15 protein-coding genes and 1 tRNA gene are annotated in these 15,061 nt (G+C 54.8%); 9 read left to right on the forward strand and 7 right to left on the reverse strand.

The genetic code is table 11. The annotated features are described in order from the left end of the window. Positions 1 to 650: 650 nt before the first annotated feature. Positions 651 to 738 (reverse strand) — tRNA-Ser (locus EDF81_RS08435). Positions 739 to 879: 141 nt separating this feature from the next. Then, entirely contained in the window at positions 880 to 2,499 is a 1,620-nt protein-coding gene (locus tag EDF81_RS08440) for an ABC transporter substrate-binding protein (protein ID WP_123347710.1), read from the reverse strand. A 276-nt stretch (positions 2,500 to 2,775) separates the two neighbouring features. Between EDF81_RS08440 and yccA the strand changes: the two genes are divergently transcribed. Together yccA and tusE are read left to right on the forward strand one after the other, a co-directional pair. Beyond that, positions 2,776 to 3,435, forward strand: a complete 660-nt coding sequence (yccA, locus tag EDF81_RS08445; protein ID WP_123347711.1) for an FtsH protease modulator YccA — start codon at positions 2,776 to 2,778, stop codon at positions 3,433 to 3,435. Between the two features lie 88 nt (positions 3,436 to 3,523). Next, a complete protein-coding gene (gene tusE, locus EDF81_RS08450; RefSeq protein WP_123347712.1) occupies positions 3,524 to 3,853 on the forward strand; it encodes a sulfurtransferase TusE in 330 nt (109 codons plus the stop codon). Here tusE and yccX read toward each other — a convergent pair. After that, on the reverse strand, positions 3,850 to 4,131 hold the full coding sequence (gene yccX, locus EDF81_RS08455; RefSeq protein ID WP_123347713.1) for an acylphosphatase: 282 nt from the start codon (positions 4,129 to 4,131) through the stop codon (positions 3,850 to 3,852). The genes tusE and yccX overlap by 4 nt on opposite strands. Positions 4,132 to 4,224: 93 nt before the next feature. Between yccX and rlmI the strand changes: the two genes are divergently transcribed. Both rlmI and hspQ read left to right on the forward strand, forming a co-directional pair. Continuing rightward, on the forward strand, positions 4,225 to 5,415 hold the full coding sequence (gene rlmI / locus EDF81_RS08460) for a 23S rRNA (cytosine(1962)-C(5))-methyltransferase RlmI (RefSeq protein ID WP_123347714.1): 1,191 nt from the start codon (positions 4,225 to 4,227) through the stop codon (positions 5,413 to 5,415). Positions 5,416 to 5,473: 58 nt separating this feature from the next. Then, positions 5,474 to 5,791: a heat shock protein HspQ gene (gene hspQ / locus EDF81_RS08465; RefSeq protein WP_123347715.1), complete on the forward strand. Its 318-nt coding sequence runs from the start codon at positions 5,474 to 5,476 to the stop codon at positions 5,789 to 5,791. Positions 5,792 to 5,811: 20 nt separating this feature from the next. On the opposite strand, the gene EDF81_RS08470 is transcribed toward hspQ, so the two are convergent. After that, the gene (locus EDF81_RS08470; protein WP_123347716.1) at positions 5,812 to 6,225 is read right to left on the reverse strand and encodes a CoA-binding protein; all 414 of its coding nucleotides are present in this window, start codon (positions 6,223 to 6,225) and stop codon (positions 5,812 to 5,814) included. Positions 6,226 to 6,394: 169 nt separating this feature from the next. On the opposite strand from EDF81_RS08470, the gene mgsA reads away from it, so the two are divergent. Beyond that, positions 6,395 to 6,853: a methylglyoxal synthase gene (gene mgsA, locus EDF81_RS08475; protein WP_123347717.1), complete on the forward strand. Its 459-nt coding sequence runs from the start codon at positions 6,395 to 6,397 to the stop codon at positions 6,851 to 6,853. A 31-nt stretch (positions 6,854 to 6,884) separates the two neighbouring features. On the opposite strand, the gene helD is transcribed toward mgsA, so the two are convergent. Continuing rightward, the gene (gene helD, locus EDF81_RS08480; protein ID WP_123347718.1) at positions 6,885 to 8,939 is read right to left on the reverse strand and encodes a DNA helicase IV; all 2,055 of its coding nucleotides are present in this window, start codon (positions 8,937 to 8,939) and stop codon (positions 6,885 to 6,887) included. 122 nt (positions 8,940 to 9,061) lie between these two features. On the opposite strand from helD, the gene EDF81_RS08485 reads away from it, so the two are divergent. Together EDF81_RS08485 and yccS are read left to right on the forward strand one after the other, a co-directional pair. Further along, positions 9,062 to 9,508, forward strand: coding sequence for a YccF domain-containing protein (locus EDF81_RS08485; RefSeq protein ID WP_123347719.1), 447 nt, complete (start codon positions 9,062 to 9,064; stop codon positions 9,506 to 9,508). A gap of 18 nt (positions 9,509 to 9,526) precedes the next feature. Continuing rightward, positions 9,527 to 11,680, forward strand: a complete 2,154-nt coding sequence (gene yccS, locus EDF81_RS08490; RefSeq protein ID WP_123347720.1) for a YccS family putative transporter — start codon at positions 9,527 to 9,529, stop codon at positions 11,678 to 11,680. Here the strand turns inward: yccS and EDF81_RS08495 are convergent. Further along, positions 11,646 to 12,260, reverse strand: coding sequence for a TfoX/Sxy family DNA transformation protein (locus tag EDF81_RS08495; RefSeq protein ID WP_123347721.1), 615 nt, complete (start codon positions 12,258 to 12,260; stop codon positions 11,646 to 11,648). The two genes, yccS and EDF81_RS08495, sit on opposite strands and share 35 nt — an antisense overlap. A 218-nt stretch (positions 12,261 to 12,478) precedes the next feature. Between EDF81_RS08495 and sulA the strand changes: the two genes are divergently transcribed. Together sulA and ompA are read left to right on the forward strand one after the other, a co-directional pair. Beyond that, the gene (gene sulA, locus EDF81_RS08500) at positions 12,479 to 12,988 is read left to right on the forward strand and encodes an SOS-induced cell division inhibitor SulA (RefSeq protein ID WP_123347722.1); all 510 of its coding nucleotides are present in this window, start codon (positions 12,479 to 12,481) and stop codon (positions 12,986 to 12,988) included. Positions 12,989 to 13,341: 353 nt separating this feature from the next. Then, positions 13,342 to 14,406, forward strand: coding sequence for a porin OmpA (ompA, locus tag EDF81_RS08505; RefSeq protein ID WP_123347723.1), 1,065 nt, complete (start codon positions 13,342 to 13,344; stop codon positions 14,404 to 14,406). Positions 14,407 to 14,477: 71 nt separating this feature from the next. Here the strand turns inward: ompA and matP are convergent, their stop codons facing one another. Then, positions 14,478 to 14,930: a macrodomain Ter protein MatP gene (gene matP / locus EDF81_RS08510; protein WP_123347724.1), complete on the reverse strand. Its 453-nt coding sequence runs from the start codon at positions 14,928 to 14,930 to the stop codon at positions 14,478 to 14,480. Positions 14,931 to 15,061: the final 131 nt, after the last annotated feature.

Below are 15,061 nucleotides of genomic sequence, written 5' to 3' on the forward strand. Positions count from 1 at the left end.
GCTGGAAGCTATCGCCCATAATTCCCTCTTATATATTGCTGTTTAATCATTTGCCAGCTACTGGTCCGTGCAGTGGCATAATAGAACATTACGCTTACAATGATCAAATATTGAGATCTTCGATCTGCAATTAGAAAAATCCTAAGAATTTATGACTGGCAAAGGACAAAAAAAGACCGGAAAAAGGACAGAAAACCCTCTCTTTCGGTTGATAAAAAGGAAAATACCAGGAATATCTGTCGCGCACGATGATAACGTCAGGATTTTATTTGAAAACGATGCAGCATTGATTTAAATCAGGACAATAAATGGATCATGCCCTGACAAGAAATATCTTAGGGAATTATCTTAGAAGAACGACTAAAAATGGAAGGGGAAAGAAAAACAGGTAAGAGTAATTAATATCAATAACGGATTTATATAACGAAAGGGATATTAATACAGGGTTTATTAATTCCTAAAGTCGTCAAAAAAACGCATTTTATCTTGATGGCACACGCCAGGAGAAGGATACCGAGGCAGGTAACAGGAAAGCGTTCTGGAACGCCGGAGCGACAGGGAGCGGGGCTGATAGATAAGAAAAATAGGCTACTGGGGTCGTTTTTACGCAAAAACAAAGGGGTTCCCTGATGGGAACCCCTTGTTTAATCTGGCGGAAGCGCAGAGATTCGAACTCTGGAACCCTTTCGGGTCGCCGGTTTTCAAGACCGGTGCCTTCAACCGCTCGGCCACACTTCCGGAATGAGGCGCACTATAAACATCCCGATGCGCCCTGTAAAGCCCGATAACGTTCGTTTGCCTGAAAAACAGGCAAAATACTGTTAAACGTCCGAAATAACAGCAAACCGGATGTTTTAACAGCAAGAAAGCCGGGCCTGACTAGTGTTTTTTAAGGAAAAGATCTTTGGTGTAGTACTCCCCCCGGTTGTTCGGTGCAAATCCGCCGACCCAGGGCTTGACCAGATACGTCCTGACATAGTGATAAACCGGGATCGCGGGCGCATCCTGCGCCAGCATATCTTCCGCCTGCTGATAATAGTTGCCGCGTTCAGCCACATCTTTTGCCTTCGCGGCACTCACCAGCAGGGCATCGTAAGCCGGGTTGCTGTACTGGCTGGTGTTTTCACTGCTGCCGGTGCGGAAGTTGTTCAGGAAGGTCGAAGCATCATCGTAGTCGGCAATCCACGCGTAGCGCACCAGGTCAAAATTCCCCGTGTGCATGGTATCCAGCATGGTTTTCCACTCCTGATTTTGCAGCTTCACTTCCACTCCCAGATTTTTCTTCCACATAGAGGCCGCGGCAATCGCGATGCGCTGGTGGGTTTCCATGGTGTTATAGAGCAGGCTAAAGGAGAGAGGATGCTGCTGATTAAACCCAGCCTCCTCGAGTAGTTTCTTCGCTTCGGCAATACGTTTATCCATCGGCCAGGCAGCGTATTCCGGATTCGTCAGCTTCACCCCGCCAATTTCCGGCTGGCTGACCAGCCAGGCGGGTCGCTGTCCCTGCCCCATCACTTTTTCCGCGATGATGTCTTTGTCGAGCGCCAGGTTTAATGCTCTGCGCACTCTGGGGTCGTTAAACGGCGCTTTGGTGGTATTGAATTCGTAGTAGTAGGTTGCCAGCTGAGGGGTTACGTTGACCTGATCGCCCAGCGTCTTTTTCAGCTGCGCAAACTGGTTTACCGGGATGGTATTGGTGATATCAATTTCTCCCGCCTTATAGCGGTTTACATCGGCGGTTTCGGAGCTGATGGGCAGATAAGTCACCTTTTCGATAACCGTTTTTTTGTCATCCCAGTAGCGCGGGTTACGCACGGCGATGATTTTCTCGTTCACAACCCAGTCAGAGATTTTATAGGCGCCGCTCCCGACAAAGTGCTCTGGTTTGGTCCACTTATCCCCAAAGCGGCCAATCAGAACGCGATCGACAGGCACCATACTTGGGTGTGCCAGCATCGGCAGGAAAGCGGCGACCGGCTGGGTCAGCGTCACCTGCAGGGTGGTGTCATTCAGCGCTTTAACGCCGAGGGTATCGGGCGTTTTTTTGCCTTCGGCAATCTCCGTCGCATTCACGATATGCATATGGCCGGGATAGCTGGCATAGGGAGAAGAGATGGCCGGATCGAGCAGTCGTTGCCAGCTCCAGACCACGTCCTGGGCAGTGATCGCCGTTCCGTCTGACCAGGTAATGCCGGGTCGCAGGTGGAAGGTCCAGACGAGGTTATCTTTGTTTTCCCAGCTTGCTGCCAGACGGGGTTCAATCGACCCGTCCAGCCTGACCGCCACCAGCCCGTCGAACATATCGTTGATTAAATTAAACTCGACGTTGCTTTCTACTTTATGCGGGTCAAGCGATGCCGGTTCACTGCCGTTGTTCCTCACCAGCTCCTGTTTTTCCGCCAGCGGCGTGCCCGCCGGAACCTCAGCCGCCTGAACCCACGCGCTGACGCTCATCAGTCCCGCAGCCAGTAAAGAAAACGTCACTCTGTTTAGCTTCATATCCTTCGCCTTATTGGTTTGCAATTATCACGACATCCACCCTCACTCTTAGCGCCGGGTCGGAACTAACGCAATGTATTTCAGCCACCTATAAGAGCTCGATCTGAATAAATTATCGCGAGCCAAGGTTTAACGCCGTACAGAGCGCGTGTGGCAGAATAATCTTCCGTATCTCAGCGAAGCGTAAGCGTAAAGATGGGTAAAAGCAGTAGGCCATTGCGCTGCGGTTTTTTATGCTGCGTAACTAATTACATCCGTCCTTATAGAGAGTGATTCATGGATCGTATAATTACATCATCTCGTGACCGTTCATCGCTGCTCAGCACGCACAAGGTGCTGCGTAACACCTATTTTATGCTCAGCCTGACGCTGGCGTTTTCTGCGATCACAGCGACGGCCAGCACTCTGCTGATGCTGCCTTCGCCGGGCCTGATCCTGACGCTGGTCGGTATGTATGGTCTGATGTTCCTGACCTACAAAACGGCCGATAAACCCGTCGGTATTCTGTCCGCCTTCGCTTTTACCGGCTTCCTGGGCTATATCCTCGGCCCAATCCTGAATGCCTATCTGTCCGCGGGAATGGGTGACGTTATCGGCATGGCGCTGGGTGGTACGGCGCTGGTGTTCTTCGCCTGCTCGGGCTATGTGCTGACCACGCGCAAAGATATGTCCTTCCTCGGCGGTATGCTGATGGCAGGCGTCGTGGTTCTGCTGGTCGGTATGGTTGCTAACATCTTCCTGCAGCTGCCTGCGCTGCATCTGGCGATTAGCGCAGCCTTTATTCTGCTCTCTTCCGGTGCAATCCTGTATGAGACCAGCAATATCATTCACGGCGGGGAAACCAACTATATCCGCGCCACGGTGAGCCTGTACGTCTCCCTGTACAACATCTTTGTCAGCCTGCTGAGCCTGCTTGGCTTCGCCAGCAAAGACTAACGCTCCTGACGCAGCATCCCGCGCCCCGCTTATGCGGGGCTTTCTTTTTTGGTAAACTGACCGCCGTTTGAATGAGCTGCGAATGACTATGTTGACTTTTGAAGGCCGGGAAGTAGAGACCGATAGCGAAGGCTATCTGAAAAACAGCCGCGAGTGGAGCGAACCGCTGGCGCAGGCGATTGCGGAAAAAGAGAGCATCGTCCTCTCCTCTGAGCACTGGGAAGTGGTGCGTTTTGTGCGTGACTTCTACCTGGAATTTAATACCTCACCGGCTATTCGGATGCTGGTGAAAGCAATGGCGAATAAATTCGGCGAGGAGAAAGGCAACAGCCGCTACCTCTATCGCCTGTTCCCGAAAGGCCCGGCTAAACAGGCAACCAAAATTGCCGGCCTGCCGAAGCCGGTAAAATGTATCTAGTAGCGGATCGAGAAACCGGTCAGTTGTTTTGCCAGGTGATGGGGCTCGGTTAATACCCGATCAACGACGGCGCTGCGTGGCCCACCGGCCCGCAGCCATGCCAGGAGCTGTTCAACCTGCCCGGCATCGCCGCAGGCCAGTACTTCGACGCTACCGTCATCCAGATTTCGTGCGTAGCCGGTCAGCCCCAGTCGCGTCGCCTCGTGCTGCGTACTGTAGCGAAAACCCACGCCCTGTACCCGGCCATGTACCCATGCCATCGTGCAAAGACTGGTCATCATTTCCTCCCGTTGCGCGTTGATGCGTTGCATTTCCCGGCTGAAGTCGGGAAAATGGCGCCCATTTTCTTCATTATCACAGAATAGCCAATTATGAGTGTACGTTTAGTGTTAGCCAAAGGGCGCGAAAAATCATTACTGCGCCGTCATCCGTGGGTCTTTTCCGGTGCCGTTGGGCGCATGGAAGGCAAAGCCAGCACCGGTGAAACCATCGACATCATTGACCATCAGGGAAAATGGCTGGCGCGCGGGGCGTACTCTCCGGCTTCGCAAATCCGCGCTCGCGTCTGGACCTTTAATAAAGATGAAGCTATCGATATCGACTTCTTCGTGCGTCGCCTGCAGCAGGCGCAAACCTGGCGCGACTGGCTGGCTCAGCGTGACGGGCTGGACAGCTATCGTCTGATCGCCGGTGAGTCCGATGGCCTGCCGGGCGTCACTATTGACCGCTTTGGCGCTTATCTGGTCCTGCAGCTGCTGAGCGCCGGTGCGGAGTATCAGCGCCCTGCCCTGGTGGCGGCGCTGCAGCAGTGCTATCCGGAGTGCGCCATTTACGATCGTAGCGACGTTGCGGTGCGTAAAAAAGAGGGTCTGGAGCTGGCCCAGGGGCCGGTCAGCGGCGATCTGCCTCCTGATCTGCTGCCCATCGAAGAACACGGTATGAAACTGCTTGTCGATATCAAAGGTGGCCATAAGACCGGTTACTATCTCGATCAGCGCGACAGCCGTCTGGCAACACGCCGCTATGTGAAAGACCAGCGCGTGCTGAACTGCTTCTCCTACACCGGTGGTTTTGCCGTTTCGGCTCTGATGGGCGATTGCCGTCAGGTGATCAGCGTTGATACGTCTCAGGAAGCGCTGGACGTGGCAAAACAGAACGTCACCCTCAACCAGCTGGATCTCAGCAAGGCCGAGTTCGTTCGCGACGACGTTTTTAAGCTGCTGCGCAAATATCGCGACGCGGGTGAAACCTTTGACGTGATCGTGATGGACCCGCCGAAGTTCGTTGAGAATAAAAGCCAGCTGATGGGCGCCTGCCGTGGCTACAAGGATATCAATATGCTGGCGATCCAGCTGCTGAATCCGGGTGGCGTGCTGCTGACCTTCTCCTGCTCCGGCCTGATGACCACGGATTTATTCCAAAAAATCATCGCCGATGCCGCAATAGATGCCGGGCGTGATGTACAATTTATAGAGCAGTTCCGCCAGGCTGCCGATCATCCGGTGATCGCCCCCTATCCGGAAGGTCTCTACCTGAAAGGATTTGCCTGTCGCGTGATGTGACTTGATAAGGGGCGAATAGCCCCCATATCTCAGGGATAGCCATTTTCGGGAGATAACTATGATTGCCAGCAAATTCGGTATTGGCCAGCAGGTCCGCCATTCCCTGTTAGGGTATCTGGGCGTGATAGTAGATATTGACCCGGAATACGCCCTCGATGAACCGCTGGAAGACGATCTGGCGGTGAACGCAGAGCTACGCTATGCGCCCTGGTACCATGTGGTCATGGAAGATGACGACGGCGACGCGGTGCACACCTATCTGGCAGAAGCCCAGCTTAGCAGTGAAATCGCGGCGGAACATCCGGAGCAGCCGTCAATGGATGAACTGGCGCGTACCATCCGCCGCCGGTTACAGAGCCCGCATCTCCGCCACTAAAAAACCGCCTGGCGGTTTTTTTACTTCGCCAGGCCCAGCCGTGGAATTTCAATCGCCGGACAGCGATCCATCACCACATTCAGTCCGGCATCCTGCGCCAGCACGGCCGCCTGCTCGTTAATAACGCCCAACTGTAACCACAGAGTCTTAGCGCCGATGGCAATCGCCTCCTGCGCCACGCCCCATGCCGCTTCGGAATTGCGGAACACGTCGACCATATCGACCTTTTCCGGCACATCCGCCAGAGTGGCGTAGCCCTTCTGCCCCAGCAGGGTCGTACCAGCGACCTTCGGCGATACCGGGATGACGTGATATCCCTGATCGAGCAGATATTTCATGACCCGATAGCTCGGGCGCTCCGGCTTATCGCTGGCACCCACCAGCGCAATGGTCCGAGTAGACTTCAGAATGGTTGCAATGTCATGTTCTTTCATCGATATCCTCCTCGCCGTTTTACCCAGTGTACGCCAGGTTCCCTTTTGCCACCAATTCCTCCGTGGGGATTACCGCCCTGCGTCGCAATTTAAACAGCATCTATAAACAGCGACTTGCAGCAGAAAACGCTTCCTGTAATCTGTAGCAAAATGACACTGGAACCTGACTATGGAACTGACTACCCGCACGATTGCGGCGCGTAAACATATCGCGCTGGTTGCGCACGATCATTGTAAAAAAATGCTGATGAACTGGGTGGAACGCCACCGGGACCTGCTGGCCCAGCACGAACTGTACGCTACTGGCACGACCGGTAACCTGATTCAAAAAGCAACGGGTCTTGAGGTCAACGCCATGCTGAGCGGCCCGATGGGCGGCGACCAGCAGGTTGGCGCGCTGATTTCTGAAGGGAAGATCGATGTGCTGATCTTCTTCTGGGACCCGCTTAACGCGGTGCCTCACGATCCGGATGTGAAGGCCCTGCTGCGTCTCGCGACGGTGTGGAATATTCCGGTGGCAACCAACCTTTCTACCGCTGACTTTATTATTCAGTCACCGGGGTTTGGCGACAGCGTCGAAATTCTGATCCCCGACTATCAGCGCTATCTCCAGGATCGCCTGAAATAATGCGCAGGCGGGTTATCCCCGCCTGTTTACCTCAGGGTTTGCGCGCCACCGGCACATCCAACTGACGCAACACCTCAACAAAGGATGACGGCTGCGTCTTGCTGAACAGTAGCCAGACGCGATGACGCGCACGGGTCAACGCCACATAGAGCAAACGGCGCTCCTCCGCATCGGGGAAATCCTCCGGCTGCGGCAGCAGCGCACTCTCCATAATGGATTCCCGCGCCGGAGCAGGAAACCCGTCGTTCCCCTCATGTAATCCCAGCACGATGACATAATCCGCCTGCTGCCCTTTGCTGGCGTGCACCGTCATAAAGTCGAGCTGCAGTTTTGGCCAGCGCGTCGCGGCTTTCTGCAGACAGTCAGGCTTCAGATGATGATAGCGAGCCAGCACCAGGATCCGCTCTTCGGGTTTGGCATAGCCGCTCAGTTTGTCCAGCAGTGCTTCCAGCTGCTCTTCGGGTAGCAAGGTCACCGCTTTTTTATCGCCAGCGCTCAGGCTATTCAGCGGTTTTGCCAGTTGATACGGGTTCTGCTGAATAAAGCGGTTGGCGATCTCGCCAATGCGGCTGTTAAAACGGTAGGTGGTATCCAGCGCGCAGTTGTCCCCCTCGCCGAAATTGTCATTAAAGGCGGTAGTCAGCGCCAGCCGGGCGCCGCTAAAGCGATAAATCGCCTGCCAGTCATCGCCTACGGCGAACAGGGTTGTATAGGAATTTTGTTTGCGCAATGCCGCCAGCAGCGCGGCACGCTGCGGGGAAATATCCTGGAACTCATCCACCAGAATATGCTTCCACGGGCTGACGAAGCGCCCCTTGTCCAGAATATTGATTGCCTGATGGATAAGACCGGAGAAGTCGACCGCATTTTCCGCCTTCAGCGCGGATTTCCAGGCTTTCAGCAGCGGTGCCATCAGCTTCACGCGGCGGGAGAAGAGATCGCGGATCTCTTCCGGGGCTGACGCAATCATCTCCGCCTGTGAGCCGCCGTGCATACGCATCAGGCTTATCCAGCGATCAAGACGGCTGGCGAGACGACGCTGCAGTTTTTCATCGTGCCAGAAGTCGCCCTCAGGCACCGACCACTCCATCTCTTCTTCGAGCCACTGCCGCCAGCCTTTTGCATGGGCTTTTTTCTCCTGGCACTGCTGCTGCCAGACATCGATAAGCAGTTCCTGACGTGCGCGGGTATCGTTTTCCAGGGTGCTGATCGCCGGAACTTTCTTGCTGCCCTGCTGGATAATATGCAGGGCCAGCGCGTGGAAGGTGCGCGCACCGATCTTATCCGTATGCAGACGTTGCTGGATCCGCTCGTCCATCTCCTGTGCGGCCTTGCGGCCAAACGCCAGCAGCAGGATCTGATCCGCCGAGGCCTCCCCTCGCGCCAATAGCCAGCCCGCACGCGCGACCAGCACCGATGTTTTGCCGCTGCCTGCGCCAGCCAGCACCAGCAGCGACTGTTCGCCATTCACCACCGCCCGGGCCTGAGCCGGGTTCAGCGGTGAAGATTCAATTTGCGCGAAGAAATCTGCATGCGTTTGCAGCATGGCCTCCGTATACGCCTGATTATGCTGCAGACGACCGGCATCGCTGTCTTTGAGCCAGGCTTTCAGCTGCTGCCAGGCTTCACGGCAATTTTCAAACTCTTCCAGCCGCGACTCGGGTAACGGAATCGCCGCAAACGTCCGCAGAATTTGCTGCTGCATTTCCTGCGCCTGCTGGCGGGTGAGCCACTTCTGCTCATCGCGGTTCTGACGCATTGCGGCCAGCTGCTGGTTCAGCACCCCGGCCGCAACCTCACTCATTTCCGCGCTCCAGCGCTGCCAGAGAGACTGTAAATGATGATGAAAACGCTGGGTTTCGCCCCACTCCGTCCCGTGCAGACGCACAACCTTTTCGTCCGGCAACACGAACTCCAGCTCTCCCCAGACCAGGCCACGCTTGCAACGGATAGAGAGCAACTGATTGAATGGAATAAGATATTCATGACGTTCACCGGAAACCTTCACCCCGGCGTTCAGCAGAACGACGCTGTCATAAGGGTGCTGTGCCATCCGTTTACCGAGAGATGTTGCTTTTAGTTCCATGCGTCGCCAGATCCACTCTTATTGAATTACCGAACAGTGTAACCGCCAGATATCAGGTGCTCCAGCGCAAAAAAACGTTACAATCATCGGGTCTTATTTTCTGACAGCAACACGGAGGGTCTATGCGTACCGTTCTGAATATTTTGAACTTTGTACTGGGTGGGTTCGCAACCACGCTGGCATGGCTGCTGGCAACCCTGGTCAGTATCGTGCTGATTATCACCCTGCCGCTGACCCGCTCCTGCTGGGAGATCACCCGACTTTCGCTTTTTCCCTACGGCAATGAGGCGATGCACGTCGATGAACTTGAGCCGGATGGGAAAAATGCGCTGCTCAATACCGGCGGCACCCTGCTGAACATTTTATGGTTTGTTTTCTTTGGCTGGTGGCTGTGCGTAATGCACATTGTTGCCGGTATCGCCCAGTGCATCACCATCATCGGGATCCCGGTCGGGATCGCTAATTTTAAGATTGCCGCTATCGCCGTCTGGCCCGTTGGCCGTCGGGTTGTTTCCGTCGAGACCGCACGTGCGGCGCGTGATGCCAATGCCCGTCGCCGTTATCCGTAAACAGGGCCTGATGTGACTATGCTGAACCCACTGATTCGCCGCTACACCTGGAATAGCAGCTGGCTGTACAACGTGCGGATTTTTATCGCCCTCTGTGGAACGGCGGCACTGCCATGGTGGCTGGGCGACGTCAAACTGACGATCCCGCTCACGCTGGGCGTGGTTGCCGCCGCACTCACCGACCTTGATGACAGGCTTAGCGGCCGCCTGCGTAACCTGGTCATTACCCTGGTGAGCTTTTTTATCGCTTCCGCCTCGGTTGAACTGCTGTTTCCCTGGCCGTGGCTCTTCGCCCTTGGTCTGTTGATCTCCACCAGCGGCTTTATCTTATTGGGCGGGCTGGGGCAGCGCTACGCCACCATCGCCTTTGGCGCGCTGCTGATTGCCATCTACACCATGCTGGGTGAGTCGCTCTATGATGGCTGGTATCAGCAGCCGCTACTGCTGCTGGCGGGAGCCGTCTGGTATAACCTGCTGACGTTAACGGGTCACCTGCTGTTTCCGATCCGCCCGTTGCAGGACAATCTGGCGCGCAGCTATGAGCAGTTGGCCCACTATCTCGAACTGAAATCACGGCTGTTCGATCCGGATATTGAAGATGAACATCAGGCGCCGATGTATCCGCTGGCGCTCGCCAACGGAGAGCTGGTCAATACACTTAATCAAACCAAAGCCTCACTGCTGACGCGCCTGCGTGGGGATCGTGGCCAGCGCAGCACCCGTCGTACGCTGCACTACTATTTTGTCGCTCAGGATATCCACGAGCGCGCCAGCTCTTCGCATATTCAGTATCAGGTTCTGCGCGACCGTTTCCGCTACAGCGATGTGATGTTTCGCTTCCAGCGACTGCTGAGTCTGCAGGCTCAGGCCTGTCAGCAGCTATCGCGCTCTATCTTGCTGCGTACGCCTTACCAGCACGATCGGCTATTTGAGCGCGCCTTCACCCACCTTGATGCTGCCCTCGAACGCGTCAGTCGGGACGGTGCCTCCGGGGAGCAAATGAAAGCGCTGGGCTTTCTGCTGAGTAACCTGCGTGCTATCGACGCCCAGCTGGCGACGATTGAATCCGGGCAGGTTCCCGCGACGACGGAACAGGATACGGAAAATCAGCTGGCGGACGACAGCCTGCATGGCTTTAGCGATATCCGTCAGCGCCTGAGCCGCAACTTTTCGCCGGAGTCAGCGCTCTTTCGCCACGCGGTGCGAATGTCCGTTGTGCTCTGCGCGGGCTATGGGCTGATTCAGCTGACCGGGATGGACCACGGCTACTGGATCCTCCTCACCAGCCTGTTCGTGTGTCAGCCAAACTACAATGCGACGCGCCATCGCCTGGCGCTGCGTATTATCGGCACCCTGGTTGGGGTGGCGATTGGGCTGCCGATCCTGTTTTTTGTCCCCTCTCTGGAGGGCCAGTTGATATTAGTCGTCGTGACCGGCGTCCTGTTCTTTGCTTTTCGCAATGTTCAGTATGCCCATGCCACGATGTTTATTACCCTGCTGGTGCTGCTCTGTTTTAATCTGCTGGGGGAAGGGTTTGAGGTGGCGCTGCCGCGCGTTATCGATACTCTGATAGGCTGTGCGATTGCCTGGGCGGCGGTGAGTTTTATCTGGCCTGACTGGCGGTTCAGGAATCTCCCTCGCGTGCTTGAACGCGCCGTTGACGCCAACTGTCGCTATCTGGATGCCATTCTGGAGCAGTATCATCAGGGCCGTGATAACCGCCTTGCCTACCGCATTGCCAGACGCGATGCCCATAACCGCGATGCGGAGCTGGCCTCGGTAGTCTCGAACATGTCGTCAGAGCCAGATGCTTCTCCCGCCGTGCGTGAGGTCGCTTTCCGGCTTCTGTGTCTGAACCACACCTTCACCAGTTATATCTCCGCGCTGGGCGCGCACCGGGAAAAAATTACGGCGGCGGATATTCTGACGCTGCTCGACGACGCCGTCTGCTATGTAGACGATGCTCTGCATCACTCACCGACAGATGAGCAGCGCGTTCAGCAATCGCTGGACGGACTGGTCCAGCGAATCCAGCATCTGGAGCCACGTCCGGACAGTAAAGAACCGCTGGTTGTTCAGCAGATCGGGCTACTGGTCGCGCTCCTGCCCGAGTTCTGTCGGCTCCAGCGGCAGGCGACTACCCCGGAGAAAACACCGCTGGCAGACCGTTAAACCAGTCTGTCAGTTCCTGGCGTCGTGAGGTCGGCAGCGCCGCAGCATGCACGCCAGCAATCGCCCCTTCCAGCGCGAACAGCACTTTTACGCTCAGCTCTTTACGTAATCCCCGCATTTTCAGCCAGCAGCGCTCAGCCCCGAGCAGGTACAGCACATCAGGGCTGGTGACGCCGGCTTCGAAAAGCAGCTGTTCAAGCTGGAAATTCAGGTTGGGGAGATCTCTGAGTCTGCGCCGGTCGCGTTGCCAGGCTTTCTCACGCCGTGCCGCCTGCAGGGAGTAGCCGGACAACAGCAGCAGCATGTCGCTATCGTCCCACAGTGCTTCATCGACCCGGTAATAGTTGAGTAAGACCTCGCGGCCGCGTTTGTTCAGCTTCAGAAGATGAGGGTTATGCGTCGTACAGTACTGCGCGCTTTCTTCCGCAGCGCGCAAATATAATTCGCCCTCCGCCACCATGGCGAACACCGTGTCATCGATAGAGAGGCTGTAGCCCCCAAATAGCGCCCGACACCGTACATGCCCGAGAGGAGAGAAGAATTGCTGAGAAGCACACACCCTTTTGCTCGATATATTCATGACGATTATCCCTTTAAATCATGTATATAAAGACAAATGAAATTAACAGTTCCTTGAAGGCGCACCTTAGGGAACTTCCGCACAGACGGCAAGATGAATTTAAGGATTGGCGGGACGACTAACGAAATTTGCGAGTCACTTTCCGAAAATGAGGTTGATCTTTGCTCTGCTCAGGTATACTGTACATCCATACAGTAACCAACAGGGCTGGATTGATTATGTACACTTCAGACTATGCAAATCGCTCTACGTTTTCCGCTAACCATGCAACTCACCCCGCGCATGCTCATCAACAGCACACATCAGCCGGGCTGATTAGCGAAGTGGCCTACCGTGAGGACCAGCCCATGTTGACGCAGCTGCTGTTGTTACCGTTATTGCAACAGCTCGGGCAACAGTCTCGCTGGCAGCTGTGGCTGACTCCTCAGCAGAAGCTTAGCCGCGAATGGGTACAATCTGCCGGGCTGCCTTTAGCGAAGGTTATGCAAATAAACCAGATGTCGCCCTGCCATACCCTGGAATCAATGATCCGCGCGCTTCGCACCGGCAATTACAGCGTCGTCATCGGCTGGATTTCCGAAGAGCTAACGGAAGATGAACATTCTCGACTGGTTCTGGCCGCTGAAGAAGGAAATGCGATGGGCTTTATTATGCGTCCGGTGCGAACTCAGTCATCGACTCCGGGACAGCTCAGCGGGCTAAAAATTCACTCAAATTTGTATCATTAAGTGAAAATGAGATTATTCCTGGGAAATATTTTATGTTGTCTGTAACAGATTCAGGGCTCATGTAAAATCTGTGGCAACGCTTGTCTGATGCGGTTTCCCGTATCTCGCGGTCATCCAGGCACCAAACATAAATGTTAAATTTTATGTACACAACTCTTTTTTTTTCATATGCCTGACAGAGTTCACACTTGTAAGTTTCCAACGACGTTGTAGACTTTACATCGCCAGGGGTACTCGGCTTAAGCCGCATATATCGGCAGAGTACCAATTAAGTCACTCCCCCGGTGAAGGATTTAACCGTGAATTTTAAGATAATCTTCATGGCGATTTTTGGATGATAACGAGGCGCAAAAATGAAAAAGACAGCTATCGCGATTGCAGTGGCACTGGCAGGCTTCGCTACTGTAGCGCAGGCCGCTCCGAAGGATAACACCTGGTACGCAGGTGCTAAACTGGGCTGGTCTCAGTACCACGACACCGGTTCCGTTCTCGGTCAAAACGACGGTCCGACCCGTAAAGATCAGCTGGGCGCTGGCGCGTTCGGTGGCTACCAGGTTAACCCGTACGTTGGCTTCGAGCTGGGCTACGACTGGTTAGGCCGTATGGCTTACAAAGGCAGCATGGAAAACGGTAACGGTGCCTTCAAGGCACAGGGCGTTCAGTTGACCACTAAACTGAGCTACCCGGTTGCTGACGATCTGGACGTGTATACTCGTCTGGGTGGTATGGTATGGCGTGCTGACACCAAAGCACAGAACAATGATGGCAACTTCAAAGCCCACGACACCGGTATTTCTCCGGTATTCGCTGGCGGTGTTGAGTGGGCTGTTACCCGTGATATCGCTACCCGTCTGGAATACCAGTGGGTTAACAACATCGGTGATGCCGCGACTGTTGGCACCCGTCCGGACAACGGTCTGCTGAGCCTGGGCGTTTCTTATCGCTTCGGTCAGCAGGAAGACGTTGCACCGGTAGTTGCACCGGCTCCGGCTCCGGCTCCGGAAGTACAGACCAAGCACTTCACCCTGAAGTCTGACGTTCTGTTCAACTTCAACAAAGCAACTCTGAAACCGGAAGGTCAGCAGGCACTGGATCAGCTGTACTCTCAGCTGGCTAACCTGGATCCGAAAGACGGTTCAGTAGTGGTTCTGGGCTTCACCGACCGTATCGGTTCTGATGCCTACAACCAGACTCTGTCTGAGAAACGTGCTCAGTCCGTTGTTGATTACCTGGTGTCTAAAGGTATCCCGGCTGACAAAGTTTCCGCACGCGGTATGGGTAAATCCAACCCGGTTACCGGCAGCACCTGTGAAAGCGTTAAGCCTCGCGCTGCGCTGATCGACTGCCTGGCTCCGGATCGTCGTGTTGAGATCGAAGTTCGTGGTAGCAAAGACGTTGTAACTCAGCCGCAGGCTTAAGTTCTCCGTCCAGTAAAAAACCCCGCGCTGCGGGGTTTTTTTATGCCTGAATACCGCTGGAAGCGGTAAGGCTACTTCTTGCCGAGCATCGCCTGAAGATCCTCTTTCAGCGTCGACATCTTGCTGGCATATTTCTCTTTATGTTCGGCATCTTCAATCAGTTGAACAATGGTTTCTGACAGTGTCTTGCCGCGGCGTTGCGCAAGTCCTGCCAGGCGTTGCCAGACAACAAACTCAAGATCGATAGACTTTTTACGGGTGTGCTGATGCTCGGCGTTAAAATGCCGCTTGCGCCGCGCACGGATGGTTTGCTTCATCCGGTTCACCAGCGACGGGCTCATATGCTGCTCAATCCAGCTGCTGACCAGCACGGGTTCATTTTCAAGCGTCAGCAATAAATCGACGGCGTCTTTGGCCGCGCTGGCCTCAATATACCGGGTGATCAACTCCCCTTCGCGGTGCTTCTTCACCAGGTACTTCCATTTCCAGCCGCTTTCAAGGTTTTCCAGTTGTTGATATTTCATTGCGATCTCAGTGTGACCGTGTAACTACGTTCAGAATATCAGCTTTTTCACGCCTTGCTGAAAAGAAATCTTACCCGGCTCATCGGGAACGTGCTTTTTACGGTGACTAATATCCGTGTGCTGGTCCACAG

The organism is Enterobacter sp. BIGb0383, from assembly GCF_003751845.1.
GTDB lineage: Bacteria > Pseudomonadota > Gammaproteobacteria > Enterobacterales > Enterobacteriaceae > BIGb0383.